Below are 15,913 nucleotides of genomic sequence, written 5' to 3' on the forward strand. Positions count from 1 at the left end.
ACTTTTGGTTAAATACTTAGGAATAGAGTTTAAAGACGATGAAACCTGCTTATGCAGGCTTTGTTTGTATAGTTCACCTACAAGGGTGAAGATAGCGCAAGAGGTTGGTCAACGATCCCAGTCTTCGACTTTATATAAAAATCGGGTTTTGCCAATCAGTTTACGATTAGCAGAGGTGTTTTGGACAAACACAACGTACTTTTCTAGGTTACTCGGTTTAATGCGAATCGTTGCATCCATCAGTAGACCTAACATTTCTCGTGCTGCACCTCCTTCAAATAAATCACCAGTTGCCCTATCCATCAAGATAATTTCTTTGTGAGCTTGGATAGTTTCCATTTTTGTATTTCAGACAGCAAATCTACTCTTAAGTTTGACTAATTTTATACTTTTAAGAAAGCAGAAGGAATACCCTAAATTTATTTATTTATAGGATAAAAAATTTTCCTTTCTGCTTCTGCTCTCTGCCGTTTGCCTTTCTTCGGGAATTTTTTATTAATAGACGAAAATAAGGATATAAAACTGAATTTTGAGTTGTTAACTTACAAAACCACAAATAGGATGTATAGTTATGGTTAAAACTTTCACAGGTAAACACCCAATTATCATTGCTCACCGAGGCGCTAGCGGGTATCGTCCCGAACATACTTTAGCTGCTTATGAATTAGCGATCGCATTAGGAACTGACTACATAGAACCAGATTTAGTTTCAACTAAAGATGGTGTTTTAATTGCTCGTCACGAAAATGAAATTTCACAAACCACCGATGTTGCCGATCGTGCAGAATTTTCTCACCGTCAAACTACCAAGATAATTGATGGAGAATCAAAAACTGGTTGGTTTACAGAAGATTTTACGCTTGTAGAATTGAAAACACTACGAGCTAAAGAACGTATTCCTCAGATACGCCCAAAAAATACTAACTATGATGGATTATTTGAAATTCCTACACTGCAAGAAATCATTGATTTAGTTAAGCTGAAAAGTGTAGAAATTGGGCGAAATATTGGTATTTATCCAGAAACTAAACACCCAACTTACTTCCAATCTCTTGGGTTATCTTTAGAAGAACCTCTATTAGCAATATTACAAGCAAACCATTATCAAGGAGCTAACGCACCTGTTTTCATTCAGTCTTTTGAAGTGAGTAATTTGCAAGATTTGTCTACAAAAACTGATTTACCGCTGGTGCAATTATTTAACATCAGCGGCAAACCCTATGATTTTGTCGTAAATGGTGATAACCGCACCTATGCAGATTTAGCAACTGTATCAGGTTTAAGAGAGATTGCTAAATATGCACAAGCGATTGGTATTCATAAAAATCTGTTGGTTCCAAGAGATAACATCGGTAAGTTACTGTCGCCGACTTCTTTAGTGAAAGATGCTCATACAGCTTCTTTGCTGGTTCATGTCTGGACTTTTCGTAATGAAGACTTATTTTTACCGCTGGACTTTCAAGAAAATCCCCAAGAGGAATATAAATTGTTTTTCAGCTTCGGTATTGATGGCGTATTTAGCGATTATCCAGATACAGCCAAGCAAGTAATTTTAGATTTTGCGAAAAGTAGTAAGGAGGGTTTCCCTCCGCAGCAAACTTTTCAAGACGGATTTTAGATTTTGGATTTTAGATTTTGGTAATGGGTTTATGGTTCATCCCTCACCCCTTATAGGCAGAATAAATTGACTCAATTAGACTATTGACCCTTAATAGTCATTAGTCAACATATACTTAAATCGCGCCAATCTACTTAATAATTTTCGCTTAAACAAATATCATTTTCAGGTAACAACACTCTGGTTTCGCTGCCGATTCTACCCATTTTAGGTTCTAAACCCATTTCCATCTCGATTAGGTAAGTCCAAGTATCTGCTTCTGGTAAACAGCCTTTGATGATGCCTAAGCCTCCCACGAAGCTTACTTGCTGCTCTTTTTTAAACCTGGGTAAAGTTGCTGCTATTGTCAGCATAGTTAAATCCTTTTTCAATTACAAACAGTTCTGTTTGAGATGCTCGTACCTGGAAATAGATAAATTGCAAATATGCAAAGAACTTATACAGCTATGAGAAGAAATTAAATTTCAGTACTTTCGCTTGCGAGGTAATTGAGTGAGCGAAAACGAATGCCAACGAGTTGCTCATAAAGCGGGTTAAGCTTACACAATGGTGGAATATGAAAGATTGTTCGCTGAAAAACTTTGATAGTTCTTTCAAACGGGCAGCAAGATGGAATCAGCCAACAAAATAATTGAGCAACTCTAGGATTAGTAATTTCGAGTGAATCAAGTTTTTGGCGCAAGTAATTCAATAAATCAAAATAGGCGATGGCTTGAGTTTGAATTAACATCTTTCCACTCCACACTTATTAGGTGATTAAGGTTTGTAGGCTCAAAGAGTTATGCCGTTTTCAAATTCTGTCTAAATGTAATAGTTCGAGCTTGTGCTGTTGAAATTAAAGTCCAACCTGAATGACGCAATTTCTGATAAGTCGCCCATCCCTTTGAACCGTGAGGGATGTCATAATCTTGTACAGCCTCTGGACGGGTTCTGTAAGGTTGCCATGGTTGATTAGATGCTGTCCTTAAGTGCAAAATCAATTCGCCATTACTTCCTAAAGTTGGGAGCCAGCACATTTGTCCAGTCATAAATTTACATCCTTGTAGAGGGTTTTCTGCTGCTTAAAAAGCATTCAATCGTTGAATGGAAAAGAAACACAAAATTTGCTAATACTAAAGATGTATTAGAAATTAGAAAAATCTACCTCAAGTTAAAAGCAGTTTTGAAGTAATTGCTAGTGAGGATAAGAATTAAAGTTATCCTTTATTATTCATGCTTTCACTTGAATGCTTATTAATTAGAAGCTATTTACTATGCTTCTATTTTGTCGAATTAAACTATAAAAATCTTCGCCCTTGAGAATTAATTGTAAGTTTAATTAGATATTCCTTTCGACTTTTTTACAATATCATTTGGTGTAAATACTATGTATTTGCAGTTCTATTAGCTTCTTGGCAGAAGTGAATACTTTCTTTTTAATTAACGAATATTTTGGAGAAATGATTAATTATTGCTAATTGTAAAGAAAGTTTACTCCAATTTATTTAAAAGTTGAAGTAGCTTTGATTGCGGTATTTCTAGCAGAATTCAGGATTCAGGATTCAGAATTCAGAAGTAAAACACGCTTTCTACTTGGCTTTGAAAACTAGGTTGTGTACTTCACCAACTTGAAATCCGCTGTATATTCATAAATCCTGATTTGGCATTTAGTCGATATCCGTGCGATCGCAATTTGTTCTGGAGACACTCAAGCAATGGGAAATTCCAAGCTGCCATAAGCTGTCCCACCTAGAACGGGTAAAAGCTATAAACCCTCTCCTGTGCCCCCTGCTTTCCTGCTCCCCTACCGCTCCGAAGTTTGCTCAACGGGGGGAACCCTCCGTTCGCGCAGCGTCGACCATAGCAGAAGTTCGCTTAGAGGGAAACCACGCCACTTGCTACCCTGCGGGTTCCGCTTTAGCGATACAAGTCGGGGAACCCTTTCGGCAGTTCGCAACCGACGGAAACCGCCAGGACTGCGACTGCCGACGCTCCTACGTCGCTACCGCTACGCTAACACCAACGCAGTGGCTCCTCCTGGCGACTTCTCTTTGCACGCAACTTCTCTTTGCGTCTACGCAACTTGGGATATACTTTGAAGAAATGTGACATTAAATTGCGTTTTTATAAAAATCAGCTCTCCATCAGTTGATTCATGAGCCAGTCTGAAGATATTGCTGCCCAAACAAATTCTTTGACTAACCACGATCGCAAACCCATTCATATACCTGGCTCTATTCAACCTCATGGCTTACTACTAGCACTTAGTACCGAGCTAGAGATTCTGCAAGTTAGCAACAATACCCAAGAATACTTGGGCAAAGAGCCAAAAGATTTACTTGGTCAATCCTTGAGCTACTTGCTTGACGCTCGGACAGTTGAAGCGATCGAGCAGTACTTGGTGAAAAAAATTGGTAGTGTTAATGCTTTTAAAGTATCAATTATGACTTTGAATGGTGAACGATACTTTGATAGCATTGCTCATCGTACAGAAGAAGTTCTGATTCTTGAGCTAGAACCGACATTTAGTTCGGAGTTGAGTTTCTTAAGCTTTCAAGCTTTGGCAGGTGAAGCGATCGCCAACATGCAAAGCACATCAAACTTGACAGAATTTTTACATCTGGTAGCGATCAACACACGAGAAATTACGGCATTTGACCGGGTTATGGTCTATCAATTTGACCACCAAGGAGCGGGTTCTGTGATTGCCGAAGCCAAACGGGAAGATTTATCACCATATTTAGGACTCCACTATCCTGCTACAGATATTCCCCAGCAGGCAAGAGAACTATATACACGCTGCTTACTGAGATTTATCCCCGATTTGAATGCTCAACCTGTCAAACTAGTTCCAATTGAAAACCCTACAACACAACAACCTCTCGACTTGAGCTTATCTGTACTCAGGAGTTTTGATTCGTGTTGCGTGGAATATCATCAAAATATGGGAGTGACGGCTCTTTTGGTAATTTCGCTCGTTCAAGAGCAGCAGCTTTGGGGATTAATAGCTTGTCATCATAAAACCCCGAAGCATATTCCTTACGAAATGCGGAAGATATGCGAGTTTTTAGGAAGGATTGTTTCGTTAGAGTTAGCCCACAAAGTCAGTCAGTCAGAGTTAGACTACAAAGTAAAACTCAAATCGCTACAGTCTGAGTTCATAGAATCCATTTCCCAAGCAGACAATTTTATAGATGCCCTAATTAAACCGGAAATCCGCTTGCTGGATCTTGTCGGTGCTTCCGGAGCAGCAGTTTGTTTGAATGATGAAATTACACTTGTGGGAGGAACACCAGATATTAATCGGGTGCAGGCGTTAATTGAATGGGCAGACACCCAAGTTAATGACAATTTGTTTGTGACCGATTCTCTACCGAAGCTCTACCCAGAGGCTGTTACATTCAAAGATACTACTAGTGGCTTGCTGCTGTTGCGGATTTCTCAAGTTCTAAGATATTACATCCTTTGGTTTCGCCCCGAAGTCATCCAAACGGTACACTGGGCAGGTAATCCCAACGAATCCATTCAAGTTGAGGCAGATGGTAACGTTACCCTTTGTCCGCGAAAATCCTTTGAGAATTGGCAAGAAACAGTTCAATTAACTTCCTTACCTTGGAAACAATGTGAAATTGACAGTGCCTTAGCTCTGAAGAATGCGATCGTGGGTATTGTACTTTCTAAGGCGGATGAGTTAGCCAAAATTAACCTAGAGTTAGAGCGCAGCAACCGAGAACTAGCCTCCTTTGCTTATGCTGCTTCCCACGACCTCAAAGAACCCTTGCGCGGCATTTATAACTTCTCGACTGTGTTGCTAGAAGACTACGCCCAAGTCCTAGACGATGATGGGATTGAGTGCTTGCAGACAGTGGTTTCCTTGTCCGTGCGAATGGAAACTTTGATTAATGCGCTGCTGCGGTTGTCGCAGTTAGGACAAACGCAACTGCGACAACAACAAATCAATCTCAATGAATTGCTCAACCAAGTAATTGATGTCTTTCATGCTAGTCGCCAAGACTCAGAGCTTATTGATATTCGCATTCCCCGACCTTTACCAACAGTTGAGTGTGACCCAGTTCTAGTTAACGAAGTCTTCAGTAACTTGATTAGCAATGCGTTCAAATACAACGATAAAACAGAGTCATGGATTGAGATTGGCTACCAAGGAGAGCAGGGGAGCAGGGGAGCAGGGGAGGCAGGGGAAGATAAAACAATTAACTCCCAACTCCCAATCACTTTCTACGTCAGAGATAACGGTATTGGTATTCCGGAGCATCACCTAGAAACTATCTTCCGACTCTTTAAGCGGCTCCACTCTCAGGAAAAGTACGGTGGAGGTGCAGGTGCAGGGCTAGCTATTGTTAAAAAGATTGTTGAGCTTCATGGCGGTCATATCTGGGTTGAGTCCAGCATAGGTTTTGGCTCGACGTTCTATTTTACGCTGAAATAATCTAAAATAATAACATTATATTTTTTTTTGTTAAGTTTTTTTAAGAGCGAGAATGACAACAAAACTTCATGAACCGCTGCTTGTTGTAGAGGACAGCAATGAAGATTTTAAGATGCTACAACGCCTAATGCGGCGGATGGCTGTCAAGAACCCCATATATCGCTGTACTAATGGGGATGAGGTTTTAGAATTCCTCTATTCGGGGGGAAACGATGCCTACGGCAAGGGCGAAGCCCCACGCAATCTTGATGTAGTACCACGGCCCTCTGTCATTCTACTCGACCTCAATTTACCAGGGATTGATGGTCGTGACATTTTAGAGCGGCTAAAGCAAGATAGGAGTTTTAAGGAAATCCCCGTTGTGGTTTTTACCACATCATCTAACCCTAGGGATATTGAATTCTGTTACCAAAAAGGCGCAAACGGCTATCTGGTTAAGCCAATGGATGCTCAGGAACTACAAAAGACAATTCGAGCATTCGTAGACTACTGGCTAGCAACCAATACTCCGCCAATTGCAGATCAATTTGTGTAGACGGGGGATGGAGAGGTTGGGGAGCAGAGGGGCAGAGGGGCGGAGGAGCAGAGGAGCGGGGGAACAAGAAATAACTAACTCCTGCTTCTTTCCCAGTACCCAGTCCCCAGTACTTTTGCGTTTAGTAAAGAATTTTAGATTTTATTTATATTTGTTTCGGATTTTAGATTATTTTTAGAATTATGTAATAAATCACAATCTAAATAAGAGGGATCTATATTGTTCCCAGCTCCTGTATGTTAGATACATGGAAACTACTCATCATTGATGATTGTGTAGCAGATCGAAAAATCTATCGTCGATTTCTTTTGAGAGATCCGCACCTGTCTTACCAAATCTTAGAGGCAGACTGTGCAGATGATGGACTTGCTTTGTGCCAAGAAATGCACTTCGATGTCATTCTGCTTGATTTTTGCCTACCAGATATGAGTGGGCTAGAACTCCTGGATAAGCTAAATCAAGAAGTTTTTGATACTGCTACACCAGTAATTATATTGACAGGACGTGGCGATCAAGAAGTCGCTGTACAAGCGATGAAAAGGGGTGCTTTAGATTATTTGGTTAAGCAACAACTAAAGCCAGATGTATTGCAACTAGCAGTCCGCAACGCCATCAAGCAATTAGGCTTGCAAGTTCAGCTCAACAAAACTCAGGAGCGTCAGCGTTTAATAGCCACAACTGCTCTGCGAATTCGTCAGTCTCTTGACTTAGAGCAAATTTTGAATACGGCTGTAGTAGAAGTACAGCAACTTCTGAAGTGCGATCGCGTGATGGTATATCAGTTCGCCCCAGACTTGAGTGGTAAGATAGTTGCTTCCTCTGCTGAATCATCCGACGTTGTAGGACTATACGATCGCGTAGACAGCGAAAGAGTGGTTTATCAAAGAGTAGCCTCTCATTTGGAGAATCGTATCCAAGATATCTGCTATGAGGACACAGAACTAGAGACTGGAGACTGGAGACTTTTAAGAGGCAGAGGAGCAAAAGAGCAGAAGAGTAGAGAGGTAGAGGAGCAGAGGGTAAATTTAGATTCTTCTCCTATGGTTTCCTGCTTGTTTGCTAATACTCAATACCCATTAGGGGCCCCAGAGTTACCCAATCCCCAATCCCTAATACCTTGTAAACGAGCAATTTCTTATGTCTATGAAGCTGGCTTGAGTAATTGTTATGACACCCTCACAGAGCAATTTCATACTAAAGCACATCTAGTAGTTCCCATTAATCTAAGTAACAATGGCAAGCCAACCCCCAAGCCTTGGGGCTTGTTGATTGCCTATCAAAATTCAGGGGAGCGACAGTGGCAACCTGATGATGTAGAAATGCTTTATGAAGTGTCGGTGCAACTAGCGATCGCTATTCAACAAGCTGAATTACTTGCTCAAACTCAAGCGGCGTTACAGAAAGAAAAGCAACTCAACGTTTTTAGATCTCAAATCATTGGCACAGTTTCTCACGAGTGTCGAACACCCTTAACTTCCATTCTTGCTGCTGCATCAACTATAGAAAAACATGGCAAGCGGTTGGACGAATCGAAACAACACAGATTCATGCAAATTATTGAGCAGAAAGCAAGGTATATGTCCAAACTCGTGGATAATATGCTTTTAGTTAACCAATTTGAGTTGGATAAAGCCAAGTTTAAGCCAATCCCGCTCGATTTGCTGCAATTTTTCTCTGATCTCATAGAACAAGAGCGAGAAACATTAGGCGAGCGTCATAAATTGATTTTTCAGATTACTGGGAATAACCAAGGCTTTTGGGGCGATCGCGGACTTTTGCAGCAAATCTTTGCAAATTTAATGTCTAACGCAATTAAGTACTCTGCCAATGAAAGCACTGTAGAATTTCACCTCATCGGCAAAGAATCAGAGGTGATATTTTCTATTAAAGATGAGGGAATTGGGATACCGCTCGCAGACCAAGAAAACTTATTTCAATCTTTCTGTCGTGGAAGTAACGTTGACACAATTCCTGGTACAGGCTTAGGGTTAGCGATCGCTAAAGCTTGCGTAGAGTTACATGGTGGCAGTATTACCTTGTCTAGTCAAGTAGGACAAGGAACTACAGTTACAGTCAGCTTACCAAAGCGACTTACTACTAATTGAGTAGGTAAGTGAGAATAAACGTCACTATTTTCTATCATGATGCGCGACCTCAAACAAAAAATGGTGCAGACAGTTTAGAAGATTCTCTTCTCGAAGGACTGCAAATTACACCGCAACAGATTTTTCAACAAGCAGGAATTACCTGAATCGTGAGTACTAGTATCAAAATCATAACTGCCATGTCAGTATGGAGTTGACATGGCAGCGATTAAATTAACGATCAATTTATGCTTTAACTGCGCCTCCTAGTCTAATGATGGTTACAGCCGCCTTGCTGATTGTGGTGGTGATGACCATTACCGTGGGCACAGCCTTGCAAATCCTGGTTCATTAGGCTTTCACTCATTTCTTTGAAGGATTCATCTACAGGTTTTAAGCCAATCCAAGCATCGAGTTTTTCTACATCAAAGCCTACCTCACGGTGATCGCCTACTTCAATCAAAGGACGGCGAATGAGCAAAGGTTCTTTCAGCATTAACAACAAAGCGGTTTCTTCATTGGTATTTTCGGGAACCACCTCACCAGATTTTACCTTTGGGGCAGAACGATTAAACCATTCCGCTACGGGGCGATCGCCAAAAAATGAGCGTAAGCGTTCAACTGTCCAAGGTTCTGTTAATAGGCTGTATGCTACTACCTCATGACCAGCAGCTGTTAATAAAACTTTTTGCCTAGTACCATTTTTACAGCCTGGTTTTTCATAGAAAATTACTCTTGCCATTCAACTGCCTCCTAATTATTAATTCGTAATTCGTAATTCGTAATTACAACTACTGTAGAGACGCACCATAGTGTGTCTTTACATAGATTTTGGCTTCGGAGCTTACGCAGTTAAAAAATGTTGTAAGCATGGTGTTAAAACTTTTTAGCACTATGTTTAACTGGATCGAACTCGAATCTTTCTTTCGGATCGGTTTCCCCATAAACATTAAAAGTCACAGTTGGTTCGTCACCTACTGCTTGTACACTGTGAATTGCTCCAGGAGTGAAGCTCACAATATCTCCTGGAGATAAGATTATTTCACCCGTAAGTTCAATTTTGTCCTCTGATTCTGGGGTGCGATCGCGTCGCCAAAAAGTATTTTTTTCCTGACCTTTTAACACGGCGACCACTCCCCACGTCCCATGATTATGAATGTTTGAGATAGTTCCCGGTGCAAATGTTACTGTTTGCACAGTTAGGGGAAAACCTAACTCATCATATAGGAGTAAAACAGAAGTTCCCGTTTTGGGAGAAGGCTCTAAATATTGACTTCTTACCCAGTAGGAATTCACAATCAAACGCCTTACAAGCATTCTGATTTCTAGCAGACTACTGGATTCATCGTCCACGCCATTGAGAACATCTTCTACTTCGGTTAGAAACCGATAAAGACGATAATTCTCTCTTAATAAATCCCATGCTCTGACAGATTTACAGACTTGATAATGACCGTCTTCAGTTACCAGCCAATCCCTACCTTTCATAACCTTTAAAATTTCAGTTGAGAAGATTGTGGTAAGAGAAATATTGGCGCAGGGTATTGAGAGCCAACATTATCATAATTGGGAATGCTGACAGGAGATATGGGAACAGTAGAAGGAAGAGGGTTACTAGGAAGACTAGATGAAATGGAAAGAGGATGGTAAAAAGTATTCATGACTGTTGGTTGATGACTGTTGGCTGATTAATCTTCTTCTGGCGGACGTGTCAAAATATCTAGGAGAATTCCAGCTCCAAAATCGTTCTTTTGGTCAATGTCTTTGACTCTGATGCTTATTTCTTTCGCCTGTTCTATTTCTCCTAATTTTGCTAATACTAATCCAGCAGCAGCATAAGCATTTAAATACAACCTGATTTTTGGTTCTTCTCGCCGATTAACTAATATAGCCTGGAGGAGATACCAATTATCAGGAAATTGCTCTTCTTCTTTAATTTTATCTAAAACTTTGACTGCTGTTTGTAGCGCAAGTAAATAATTATTTTTATAATAGAAAAATCTATAAGCTGCTACCAAAACCTCTGTATTTCCATCAGATTTAGATAAAGCTTGTTGAATATACTTTTCTGATTCTGAGGTGTTTTCCCAGTTTTTTGCTGCTAATATTAGTAACTTTTTGATATCTTCTGGAACCTCAAACCAGGAGAATCGATTGGCATCAACTTGCATAATCTTTTGGGGAGTAGGGAGTAGGGAGTAGGGATAAGGGAGAAATAATAACTACTCTTCCCTGTTCCCTATTCCCTGTTTAAAACAAAGTGAGAATGTAGACTAAGGTGAAAAGAACAATCCAGATGATGTCTACGAAGTGCCAGTAAATTTCTGCCATTTCGATGCCAGTATGTTTGGTCGCGGAATAGTGATTGGGACGACGCGATCGCCACAATACTCCTAATATCAATAACAGTCCCACAAAAACGTGCAAACCGTGGAACCCAGTCATGATATAAAAGCAGTTGGCGAAGACGTTGGTGGTCAAACCATATCCTAAAGTTGCGTACTCATAAGCCTGACCAAGTAAGAAAATTGCCCCCATGATTGCGGTAACAATGTACCACCGCCGCATTCCTTTGACATCATTCTTTTTAATCGCCGTATCACCCCAGTGGATGACGAAACTGCTGGATACCAGAATGATGGTGTTAATTGTGGGCAATAACAGTTCTACTTCGGTTCCTTCTGGAGGCCAAGCTGCTGTACTGCCTCTAAAGAACAAGTAAGTAGCAAAAAACCCTCCAAACATCAGAGATTCCGAGACTAGGAACGTTAACAGTCCCCATACTCTTAAATCTGGATGGTGTTCTTCGTGATGTTCGCTCGTGGTCGCTATGGTCATATTGTTGACCTAATGAATAAATGTCTAATAATGGTCAGGTAAAGACGCGATTGATCGCGTCTCTACAATGTTTGCCTTATCTAAGCACTAGCTTCTGGTGTGGCTGCTGGCTGTACTTCTGCGTGACCGTAGTCGTAAGGGCCATGAGTGACAACGGGTAACACTTCCCAGTTTTCGATGAGGGGTGGCGAGCTGGTTGTCCATTCTAAGGTCAAAGCTTGCCAAGGATTATCACCCGCTAGCTTGCCTTTGCTCCAACTGTAGATGATGTTGATCGCAAAGGGAATTACCGATAGCCCTAAGACAAATGAACCAAAGGTACAAAGCTGATTGAGGTCGATAAATTGCGGGTCATACATGGCAACTCGTCGGGGCATTCCTTGCAAGCCCAACTCGTGCATGGGTAGGAAGGTGAGGTTGGTGCCGATGAAGGTGAGGGCAAAGTGAATTTGACCCCAGGTTTCATTCAGTTTCCGTCCGGTCATTTTGGGGAACCAGTGATAGATACCGGCATAGATGCCAAACACGGAACCGCCAAATAGAACGTAGTGGAAATGCCCGACTACATAATAGGTGTCGTGGACGTGAACATCAAAGGGGGCTGTTCCCATTGTCACGCCGCTTAAGCCGCCCATAACAAACATGGATAACAAGCCAATGGCGAAGAGCATGGCACTGGTGAAGCGGATTTTACCACCCCACAGGGTAGCAACCCAGCCAAAAATCTTCACGCCAGTGGGAACGGCAACAATTAGGGTAGAGATGGTGAAGAACATCCGCATCCAACCGGGTGTACCGCTGGTAAACATGTGGTGTACCCAGACGAACAAACCGACGACGCAGATTGCCAAACTTGAATAAGCGATCGCTTTATAACCAAAAATTGGCTTCCGGGCGTGAACGGGAATCACTTCGGACATGATGCCGAAGATGGGCAGAATCATCAAATATACTGCGGGGTGGGAATAAAACCAGAACAGATGTTGGTAAATAACGACGTTACCGCCTGCATCTGGTTTAAAGAAGGAAGTCCCAAAGTTGAGGTCAAACAACAACAGTATTAAACCCGCAGCTAACACTGGGGTGGAAAGCAGTGCCAAAACTGAAGTTGCTAGGATTGCCCAACAAAATAAGGGCAGCTGATCCCATTTCATGCTGGGAACCTTCATCATCAGGATGGTGATCACAAAGTTCAGCGAACCCAAAATTGAGGAAGTTCCCACCAAGACGATCGCTAATATCCACATTGTTTGAGCGATGGGCGCTGTTACCAAGCTCAAAGGTGGGTAAGCTGTCCAACCTGATTGCGAACCGCCAAAGATGAAACTACCTAGTATTAACGCACCGGCTGGCGGGTTTAACCAAAAGGCGATCGCGTTCAGCTTCGGGAAAGCCATATCCCTAGCACCGATCATCAGTGGCACTAGATAGTTACCAAATCCCCCAATCGCACTAGGGACAATCCATAAGAAAATCATGATTGTCCCGTGATTGGTCATGAAAGCGTTATACAGATTAGGGTCTAGCACATCTGCATCTGGTGTTGCTAGTTCGGCACGGATAGCGATCGCCATCAGTCCACCGATGAGATAGAACACAAACGCCGTCACTAGGTATTGGATACCAATAACTTTGTGGTCAATATTAAACGTGAAGTAGTCGTACCATTTCCACGCCTTGGGATGAGAGGTGTGGGCAACAGCCGTTGGGGGTTTATTTTCTTCTGGTGGCGTGTTCCGTGGAAATTCTACTTGTGTCATATTTTTGTCCTTTGTCCTTTGTCAGTTGTTAGTTTTTTGCCACTGACCACTGACTACAGACGCGATTAATCGCGTCTCTACTACTGACCATTGACTAATGACTCTAGAGTTGCTGCACTAATCCCCATATGATGAGCATGAGGTGCAAGAAACTCTGATGTTGATAAGTCGGCTGGATTGCTTGCAACGATTTGTTGGGGGTCTTGCTTTTGAGCAACTTGATTTTCAGTCAGCCAGCTATCAAACTCTTCTGGTGTGTGGACAACTACTTGTGTCCGCATGGAACCGTGATAACCGCCACACAGTTCAGCACAAACTACGGGATATGTACCCGGTTTGGTGGCGACAAATCGCAGTTCTGTAGGGATACCAGGAAGCGCATCTTGCTTCAACCGGAAATTTGGTACCCAGAATGAGTGAATTACATCGTCTGCGGAAAGGTTGAGTTGCACGTCAGCACCAACGGGAACATGCAATTCCCCAGAACTGATACCAGTTTCCGGATAGTTAAATAGCCAGGCGTATTGTATGCCTTTAACATCGACAACCAAGTCGGCTGGTTTGCCTAGGGTTTTGGGAGTTGCGCCAATGCCAATTGCTGGGGCTGTTGTGGCTTCGGAGGTATCATTCAGAGTAGCTGCGAGAGCGGTTCCCGGCATATGGGCAACATGAGCCGAAGAATGGGGATGACTCCCTGGTTCAAAGCCTCCCATTCGGTTAAAAACATCGACACTGTAGATGCCTAATACAAGGACAATCAGTGATGGGATTGCCGTCCAAAAGATTTCTAAAGGAACGTTACCTTCTACTCGCACGCCATCACTATCATCTCCTCGACGGCGACGATACTTAATCAAAAAAATCAGAATGGTTCCTTCTACAACCAGAAATAGGGCAATGGCGATGGTAAACATGATGTTGAAAAATCCGTCTACCAAAGGTGCTTGTTGCGATGCTTGTACTGGCAGTAGAGTGTGATTTTGCCCAATCCAAACGCTGATAGCTGTGACTACTATCCCAGCGACCAGAGTCCATAGTGAAACAGGAATTTGTTCCATACATGCTACCTGCTCTGTAAAACGTCTTTATACGTGTGATTTTCGGCTTTTAAGTATTAGGTAATGGTTGTTAGGTATTAAGTCTTGGGAAAAACTCATTTTCTAATCCCCAATCCCTATTCTTGGCTACTGACTTTTAGATTTTCACAGGGCAGCTTTTTCTTTTCACTTATTATTTTTCTATCTCACAGTTATAAAAATTGGGGGAATTTTCCAGATCTTTTCACATCCTTACCCCCAATAAATCACAATATATTTTAACTCCTATGGCAAAGGAGCTTTTTGGTTACAAAAAAGCTACGTTCTACAAGAGTACACCGTTAGTCTTAATATTGACCAAGCTATATTAGCAGCAAGTATGAATTTGTTAATAACTAACAATTTGTGATTTACGGTTCTGTTTACTGCGAACTTTGTGTTGAGATTCGCTAAGTATCTATTATTCCCCTCTAATTACCTTGCCTAGCACATTCATGCTTTTTTCTAACAGTGCCCCATGTAAAAATAATAACTTTGAACAATTCTAAAAAACCTTAATTGTTCAATTCCGCATGGCTGTAGCAGTTCTTAGGACAAATCCGCGCACAAGCTTCACAACCAATACAGTTTTCTGGAGTAGCAACTACCATTACTTTCCGTTCGATTTCTTCATCATCTTCGTCTTCTACAAATTCTCCTTCTTCGTTGAGTGCTTTCAAATCCAACACACTATAACCACAGACTTTCATACATCTGCCACAGCCGATACATTTGTCTTTGTCAATTGCTTGAGCAAATTTTGGTGTCCAAGTCTTTCCTCCAAATGTTACTCCTGTTAGTGTTGCCATCATTAACTCCTTGGCAGTTATGCCTACAATTTTGTTGGTGCTTTAATCATCATCCTAACCTAATCTCATTCTCTTGTTTTGATGTCAATCAATTAATTTTCAACTAATCAAATTTTGATGACTTTATGAAAAAAAATCGTAATTTTCTAAGTTTTAAATTCTAAATAACACTTTTTATCAATAATTATTGAGTAAATTTTACTAACAAGACGCTTATTTTACATGATTCGCATTATCCCAGGTCTTATAAAGCTTATCTGACTAGCCGACTTATGCTTAGGCGATAATAAATACATGTGTCAGCACATACAAATAATTTTTTGTTGGTTATCTATATGCAGTCAACAGTAATCCTATAAATAATGAGATTATGTTTCAAGTTTTCAATCCGCACAAAAAATGTAATTACAATAGTATTTGCCTATACAATTTATCCGTTGAGCTATGAAAGTTGCATGTTTTAAGCTGAGATTAGGCAAAGCAATAATACTCAATTAACCTCTTATTCAGTTGTCTATATAATTTTTATCAAAGCATGAATTATCGATTGATATAAATGCAACTGAGGCAGTCAAGTTAAGTTATAAAGGAAATGTAACGTTTATAGCAGAATATTAAATAGTGTTAAATATTAAAATTATTAATAAATCGCATAAAGCTTAATTGTAATAGGCGTAAACACTCGTTAAAAAGACTTTAGGTAAGATTTCTCAGTCAAATAGAAAAGGTTAGTAAGCTAAATATTTATTCAAATATAAAGAAATACT

15 protein-coding genes and 2 pseudogenes are annotated in these 15,913 nt (G+C 41.0%); 6 read left to right on the plus strand and 11 right to left on the minus strand.

The features are described 5' to 3' along the window. Positions 1–108: 108 nt before the first annotated feature. A complete protein-coding gene (locus RMY31_RS36845) occupies positions 109–339 on the minus strand; it encodes a hypothetical protein (RefSeq protein ID WP_322657347.1) in 231 nt (76 codons plus the stop codon). A gap of 232 nt (positions 340–571) precedes the next feature. Between RMY31_RS36845 and RMY31_RS36850 the strand changes: the two genes are divergently transcribed. Further along, positions 572–1,618 (plus strand): glycerophosphodiester phosphodiesterase, encoded by a 1,047-nt coding sequence (locus RMY31_RS36850; protein ID WP_322657348.1) that lies wholly within the window; start codon positions 572–574, stop codon positions 1,616–1,618. 134 nt (positions 1,619–1,752) lie between these two features. Here the strand turns inward: RMY31_RS36850 and RMY31_RS36855 are convergent, their stop codons facing one another. The 3 genes and pseudogenes from RMY31_RS36855 to RMY31_RS36865 form a co-directional block, all read right to left on the minus strand. Continuing rightward, positions 1,753–1,971, minus strand: a complete 219-nt coding sequence (locus RMY31_RS36855) for a hypothetical protein (protein ID WP_322657349.1) — start codon at positions 1,969–1,971, stop codon at positions 1,753–1,755. 104 nt (positions 1,972–2,075) lie between these two features. Continuing rightward, positions 2,076–2,315, minus strand: a pseudogene (locus RMY31_RS36860) (Mo-dependent nitrogenase C-terminal domain-containing protein); the annotation flags it as partial. An 82-nt stretch (positions 2,316–2,397) separates the two neighbouring features. Next, positions 2,398–2,646: a hypothetical protein gene (locus RMY31_RS36865; RefSeq protein ID WP_322657350.1), complete on the minus strand. Its 249-nt coding sequence runs from the start codon at positions 2,644–2,646 to the stop codon at positions 2,398–2,400. An 846-nt stretch (positions 2,647–3,492) separates the two neighbouring features. Here RMY31_RS36865 and RMY31_RS36870 point away from each other — a divergent pair. From RMY31_RS36870 to RMY31_RS36890, 5 genes and pseudogenes are all read left to right on the plus strand, one after another. Beyond that, the gene (locus tag RMY31_RS36870) at positions 3,493–3,696 is read left to right on the plus strand and encodes a hypothetical protein (protein WP_322657351.1); all 204 of its coding nucleotides are present in this window, start codon (positions 3,493–3,495) and stop codon (positions 3,694–3,696) included. A gap of 56 nt (positions 3,697–3,752) precedes the next feature. Then, complete coding sequence (locus tag RMY31_RS36875) at positions 3,753–6,044, plus strand: ATP-binding protein (RefSeq protein WP_322657352.1); 2,292 nt, start codon at positions 3,753–3,755, stop codon at positions 6,042–6,044. Positions 6,045–6,096: 52 nt separating this feature from the next. Beyond that, positions 6,097–6,579, plus strand: a complete 483-nt coding sequence (locus RMY31_RS36880) for a response regulator (protein ID WP_322657353.1) — start codon at positions 6,097–6,099, stop codon at positions 6,577–6,579. Positions 6,580–6,815: 236 nt separating this feature from the next. Further along, positions 6,816–8,684, plus strand: a complete 1,869-nt coding sequence (locus RMY31_RS36885) for an ATP-binding protein (RefSeq protein WP_322657355.1) — start codon at positions 6,816–6,818, stop codon at positions 8,682–8,684. A gap of 20 nt (positions 8,685–8,704) precedes the next feature. Continuing rightward, positions 8,705–8,830, plus strand: a pseudogene (locus tag RMY31_RS36890) (Uma2 family endonuclease); the annotation flags it as partial. 104 nt (positions 8,831–8,934) lie between these two features. Here the strand turns inward: RMY31_RS36890 and RMY31_RS36895 are convergent. From RMY31_RS36895 to fdxB, 7 genes are all read right to left on the minus strand, one after another. Further along, complete coding sequence (locus tag RMY31_RS36895; protein ID WP_322657356.1) at positions 8,935–9,405, minus strand: ArsC/Spx/MgsR family protein; 471 nt, start codon at positions 9,403–9,405, stop codon at positions 8,935–8,937. A 134-nt stretch (positions 9,406–9,539) separates the two neighbouring features. Then, positions 9,540–10,151: a cupin domain-containing protein gene (locus RMY31_RS36900; RefSeq protein ID WP_322657357.1), complete on the minus strand. Its 612-nt coding sequence runs from the start codon at positions 10,149–10,151 to the stop codon at positions 9,540–9,542. 200 nt (positions 10,152–10,351) lie between these two features. Then, a complete protein-coding gene (locus tag RMY31_RS36905) occupies positions 10,352–10,834 on the minus strand; it encodes a hypothetical protein (protein WP_322657358.1) in 483 nt (160 codons plus the stop codon). Between the two features lie 79 nt (positions 10,835–10,913). Next, positions 10,914–11,501 (minus strand): heme-copper oxidase subunit III, encoded by a 588-nt coding sequence (locus tag RMY31_RS36910; protein WP_322657359.1) that lies wholly within the window; start codon positions 11,499–11,501, stop codon positions 10,914–10,916. Positions 11,502–11,581: 80 nt separating this feature from the next. After that, positions 11,582–13,261: a cytochrome c oxidase subunit I gene (gene ctaD / locus RMY31_RS36915; RefSeq protein WP_322657360.1), complete on the minus strand. Its 1,680-nt coding sequence runs from the start codon at positions 13,259–13,261 to the stop codon at positions 11,582–11,584. Positions 13,262–13,341: 80 nt separating this feature from the next. Continuing rightward, complete coding sequence (locus RMY31_RS36920; protein WP_322657361.1) at positions 13,342–14,319, minus strand: cytochrome c oxidase subunit II; 978 nt, start codon at positions 14,317–14,319, stop codon at positions 13,342–13,344. 533 nt (positions 14,320–14,852) lie between these two features. After that, a complete protein-coding gene (gene fdxB / locus RMY31_RS36925; RefSeq protein WP_322657412.1) occupies positions 14,853–15,146 on the minus strand; it encodes a ferredoxin III, nif-specific in 294 nt (97 codons plus the stop codon). Between the last annotated feature and the right edge of the window lie 767 nt (positions 15,147–15,913).

Source organism: Dendronalium sp. ChiSLP03b (assembly GCF_034531165.2).
In the GTDB taxonomy this organism is placed as follows: domain Bacteria; phylum Cyanobacteriota; class Cyanobacteriia; order Cyanobacteriales; family Nostocaceae; genus Dendronalium; species Dendronalium minutum.

Coding starts and splice junctions, on each gene's coding strand:
- RMY31_RS36845 (WP_322657347.1), bottom strand. CDS start 339: ATGGAAACTATCCAAGCTCACAAAGAAATTATCTTGATGGATAGGGCA.
- RMY31_RS36850 (WP_322657348.1), top strand. CDS start 572: ATGGTTAAAACTTTCACAGGTAAACACCCAATTATCATTGCTCACCGA.
- RMY31_RS36855 (WP_322657349.1), bottom strand. CDS start 1,971: ATGCTGACAATAGCAGCAACTTTACCCAGGTTTAAAAAAGAGCAGCAA.
- RMY31_RS36865 (WP_322657350.1), bottom strand. CDS start 2,646: ATGACTGGACAAATGTGCTGGCTCCCAACTTTAGGAAGTAATGGCGAA.
- RMY31_RS36875 (WP_322657352.1), top strand. CDS start 3,753: ATGAGCCAGTCTGAAGATATTGCTGCCCAAACAAATTCTTTGACTAAC.
- RMY31_RS36880 (WP_322657353.1), top strand. CDS start 6,097: ATGACAACAAAACTTCATGAACCGCTGCTTGTTGTAGAGGACAGCAAT.
- RMY31_RS36885 (WP_322657355.1), top strand. CDS start 6,816: ATGTTAGATACATGGAAACTACTCATCATTGATGATTGTGTAGCAGAT.
- RMY31_RS36895 (WP_322657356.1), bottom strand. CDS start 9,405: ATGGCAAGAGTAATTTTCTATGAAAAACCAGGCTGTAAAAATGGTACT.
- RMY31_RS36900 (WP_322657357.1), bottom strand. CDS start 10,151: ATGAAAGGTAGGGATTGGCTGGTAACTGAAGACGGTCATTATCAAGTC.
- RMY31_RS36905 (WP_322657358.1), bottom strand. CDS start 10,834: ATGCAAGTTGATGCCAATCGATTCTCCTGGTTTGAGGTTCCAGAAGAT.
- RMY31_RS36910 (WP_322657359.1), bottom strand. CDS start 11,501: ATGACCATAGCGACCACGAGCGAACATCACGAAGAACACCATCCAGAT.
- ctaD (WP_322657360.1), bottom strand. CDS start 13,261: ATGACACAAGTAGAATTTCCACGGAACACGCCACCAGAAGAAAATAAA.
- RMY31_RS36920 (WP_322657361.1), bottom strand. CDS start 14,319: ATGGAACAAATTCCTGTTTCACTATGGACTCTGGTCGCTGGGATAGTA.
- fdxB (WP_322657412.1), bottom strand. CDS start 15,146: ATGGCAACACTAACAGGAGTAACATTTGGAGGAAAGACTTGGACACCA.